This is a genomic window from Paenibacillus silvae, assembly GCF_014639235.1.
GTDB classification, from domain to species: domain Bacteria; phylum Bacillota; class Bacilli; order Paenibacillales; family Paenibacillaceae; genus Paenibacillus; species Paenibacillus silvae.
This window is the reverse complement of record NZ_BMFU01000029.1, coordinates 1-3721: the sequence shown is the minus strand read 5'-3', so window position 1 is coordinate 3721 and position 3721 is coordinate 1. Positions and strand designations below refer to the sequence as shown.

The window sequence follows — 3721 nt, the reverse complement described above, 5'->3', positions numbered from 1 at the left end:
TTCATTGCAAATAATTTCAGAACAACAGACAGCACAGGCGAGGTAGCCTTGTACATACCTGACGAGTTGAAACCAAGCTTTTTCACTGGAGCCGTGGACAAAGCTATTGGCGACACCGTTACAGGGTTGGGTGAGATGGCAGAGGCAATCCTCTATCATCCGTTCAGTACGATAGGCAATCTGGCCTATGATATGACGTTGGGGAAAGTGGTTGATGCTCGACGAGGAATCGCATTTGCTTGGGATGCAGTCTGGGGTACAGGAACAGCGAGGTCCGACATCGAGCAGTTTGTAGATGAGCAGAAAAAGCAGCTTAATGAAGATGAGTCGGGGTACTATAAAGGTGCGTTAGTAGGTCAGGCCTTGTCTTATTTTATCTTTGGCAGAGCCTTGCGCTCGAAGGATCACTATGGGTCGGGTGGAGGATCAGGAGGGAAGAAGGAGTCAGAGCAGGGGAGTGGGAGAAAGGGGAATGCAAGCACTGTTCAGAAACAAAAGGAAATAATTAAATCTTTTAAACATTTGAGTGATTTTGAAAAAAATACTCTAATGCAAAGAGCACGTGATGGAGTTATTAATCCTGAAAAATGGACAGGAACTATATCAGGAGTGAAAGAGTTTAAGAACGTTGATGAATTTAAAATAGCTGATAGATGGCTCCGAGAGGGGAAAAATGTAGAAAAGTTAGCTGATGTTAAGGGTAAGGATGGGAACTTAGTTCCAGGTGCTGACTTTAATGTAGATGAAGTAATTATTGAAGCAAAAACAGCTAAAAGTAAAAATATAAATACTACTTCTAAAAAAGCCATTGAGGCAATCAATAGACAGGGAGAAAATGTTGTGATAGACGGTAGAGAAATTGGATATACAGTTGAGGATGCAAAACGGATTATAGAAATAATCAATAGAAAGACTGGGGGAAAAGGAAATACAGAGATTTGGATAAATGACGGATCCATTATTAAAAATTAATATAAGGGGATGGAATAAATGGCGTCTTTTCAATGCAAATGTGGGTACGTACTTTCGAACAGCCAAGCACCCGACGATGTAACTATTTGGGCTTATACCGATCGTGAGTGGGATGAAATTACGAGTGATATTACAGATATTATAGATTTACCTAACCCAAGAAACAGTGTATGGCGTTGTCCTAATTGTGAAACTATCTATGTGTTTGATGAACAAAACAAATTAAAGAAACGATATATACTTGATCCAGAATTATAACCATTTTGTCTCCATTAACACCCATTCTAACTGACCCGTTTGAATACGATATTGAATTGTTAGATAGATGAGGTACACGGTGGGAACGGACAATTCGAGAGGTAGATGAATATGGAGTATGGGGTTTTGTATGTGAATAGATTGGGCAATTTTAAAGGTGAGAAACATGTACTTAAATGATACGGTATGTAGAATAAACGAAATTAATTGGAGAAAAGTTGGTACTATTGTGTCTAATGAAGATGCAGATTTAGGGTATGAATTTCTAAGAAGGCTGGCATTATTTTATAAAAATGAGGGTCTTAGACCCCAACCACCGATGTTTACTAATATAGCCAAATTACTTGGTGATACTGAGAATGAATTTCCGATTGCCATGTATTGCAATTCAGAGGTTCTGGAATTTATTGATGATTACCAGTATTTGAAAAAAATATTTGAATTTTATATACAATTATCAATATTTGTTGAAACAAAACCGGAATACACTGTTTATTTACATGTATATGAGCCATTAATCAGGATATTGGAAAAAGGAGGATTTTTTGTCCTTAGGCCTCAAGAATTAGAAATACAAAATGTGAAGTATATACCATTAAACAACTGGTATAAACTTACTGTTTCAACTTATACTGAAAAAAAAGAGGAAAGAGTGTTTCCAATGGCGACGGACTGTTCTTTAAAGTGCGAGGACAACGTTTTAATAGAAAAAATGCTGATAGAGAAGTTAAATAAGATGGGGCACAGTTGTAACGAGGTTATCCATCTAAAGAAAGGGATTAGAATTGATGAAACGATAGGGCAATTGGGGTTTTCTATTGCTCTAATCGATACGTCAGACAATCCCTTTGGTTATGAGTCGAAATTTCTTTCAAGTGATTTTAAATATAACCAAAGTTTAAATTTTCGCTTAGATAATGATTGGGATAGCATTGAAGCAACTAAGAATATTCTGATGGTAGTCTTTGATATCATTGATTCAACAGATAGTAATTTTCTTTTTCTTCATAACGATAATGAATGTTTCTATAGAGTTGGTGGTTTTTTTAAAATTAATAATGAAGATGGATTTTGGAATCGAGCAGAATACAGAACCTTTATTGAAACTCGAGACGTTCAGGAGATGCAGTGAATTATGGGGAATTGACGACGGACAGAAGTCATGTTTAATGTAAAGAAAGTTCTAAGTAAATGAGCTCAGTAATAATTCTAAAAAAAATATCAAATTATTCTCCAGAACAGACTCTTGAGAACTTTAAGAAGGCGTCGAATAGAGCGAATATGAATTGTTTTCATATTACAGTTGAACTTGATCCGGATTACAACGTTCAATCTGCAGAAGGTACGCTTTCCGAAGTAGACGAAGAGACCCTATTGAACACTGAAGACGAAGATACAATTAGGTACTTTACATTTAACGTCAATAATGTTGTTGAAAATTCATATGATAGTTACACGTGGCTCACCCAATCAACGGATTATTTTTGGGCGTTAGATATTGTGAATATTAATCATGAATATGAATTCATTTACAGGTTTATCGTAGAGTATTTTAAAGATAACCTGGAAGATTACTTGTGGTTTGATGATGCTGAGTGGTACTACACGGCTGATGATATCTTTAGACTAAGTCAAAGACCTTATAAACCTAAGTGGTGTAGTGAAAAAGTTATTTGAGTTAAGAGGGCTGAAATAATGGGAATTTCAACTTTTGTATTATTTAGGCAAGGAGAAAGCATCTCGGCAAGCGATTTATTAAAAAATATTAGAAAAATATCTATTAATTACGGGCTCTACTTTTCTAACAATTATGACGAGTATGATGAAACTGGAAAATTAAAGTTTTGCACAATTTATATTAGTGACATTCCGTTTGAAGAGAGCTATTCAAGGCAAATACCTTGGAATTTGTATGATGAGCCTTATAAATTTCAAACCGTAGACTTTAATTGGGATGATTCTAAAAGCCAATATTTTAAGGCATTAGTATCTGAAGATTTCTATGAGAATGAAGATTTATTATTTAAGATACTTTATGGGATTCTAAAAATATATCCGTCTGCAGAAGTATGGATTGAAGATAACTGGTTTTATACAATAGAGGATTTAGAAAAAATAAAAAATAAGCCATTGGACAATGAATGGTGCTATAAGAATCCTATAGATTTGTAAGAGAACTTACTTGAATGATTTGCTAATGTATTAAGAGAAAGTAATATGAAGGAAACATGGATTGGATTAAAATACCAACTGAAATAATACGGGTCAAAAGCACTTCTGCACATAAACGTAGGAGTGCTTCTTTGTTATAGAATCTATGCGTACATGCGCAAGCTTGGCTGCATAGAGCGGTTACCAAATTACTGAATTGTTGAGAGAGAAAATGATCCTTCTGTTCAATTCCAATGATTATTTTCGTTTGTTAAAATTTAGGTGGAACGACTATGATCAGGTTTGGTGGTGAGTTGGCATGCTGCGTATTCAGGTTCAC

The 3721-nt window shown here is 35.3% G+C and carries 5 protein-coding genes; all 5 read left to right on the top strand.

Annotation, left to right across the window (positions count from 1 at the left end):
- On the top strand, positions 1–972 hold a 972-nt coding region (locus IEW26_RS29900), incomplete at its 5' end, for a CdiA C-terminal domain-containing protein (RefSeq protein ID WP_188594996.1).
- Between the two features lie 18 nt (positions 973–990).
- Complete coding sequence (locus IEW26_RS29895; RefSeq protein ID WP_090917538.1) at positions 991–1230, top strand: DUF8617 domain-containing protein; 240 nt, start codon at positions 991–993, stop codon at positions 1228–1230.
- A 166-nt stretch (positions 1231–1396) separates the two neighbouring features.
- Positions 1397–2362 (top strand): SitI3 family protein, encoded by a 966-nt coding sequence (locus tag IEW26_RS29890; RefSeq protein WP_188594995.1) that lies wholly within the window; start codon positions 1397–1399, stop codon positions 2360–2362.
- A 59-nt stretch (positions 2363–2421) separates the two neighbouring features.
- On the top strand, positions 2422–2907 hold the full coding sequence (locus IEW26_RS29885) for a hypothetical protein (protein WP_188594994.1): 486 nt from the start codon (positions 2422–2424) through the stop codon (positions 2905–2907).
- 18 nt (positions 2908–2925) lie between these two features.
- A complete protein-coding gene (locus tag IEW26_RS29880; RefSeq protein ID WP_188594993.1) occupies positions 2926–3402 on the top strand; it encodes a hypothetical protein in 477 nt (158 codons plus the stop codon).
- Positions 3403–3721 lie beyond the last annotated feature (319 nt).

Bases quoted from the DNA above. Each gene is read 5' to 3' on its own strand.
- IEW26_RS29885 (WP_188594994.1), top strand. From the start codon at position 2,422: ATGAGCTCAGTAATAATTCTAAAAAAAATATCAAATTATTCTCCAGAA.
- IEW26_RS29895 (WP_090917538.1), top strand. From the start codon at position 991: ATGGCGTCTTTTCAATGCAAATGTGGGTACGTACTTTCGAACAGCCAA.
- IEW26_RS29890 (WP_188594995.1), top strand. From the start codon at position 1,397: ATGTACTTAAATGATACGGTATGTAGAATAAACGAAATTAATTGGAGA.
- IEW26_RS29880 (WP_188594993.1), top strand. From the start codon at position 2,926: ATGGGAATTTCAACTTTTGTATTATTTAGGCAAGGAGAAAGCATCTCG.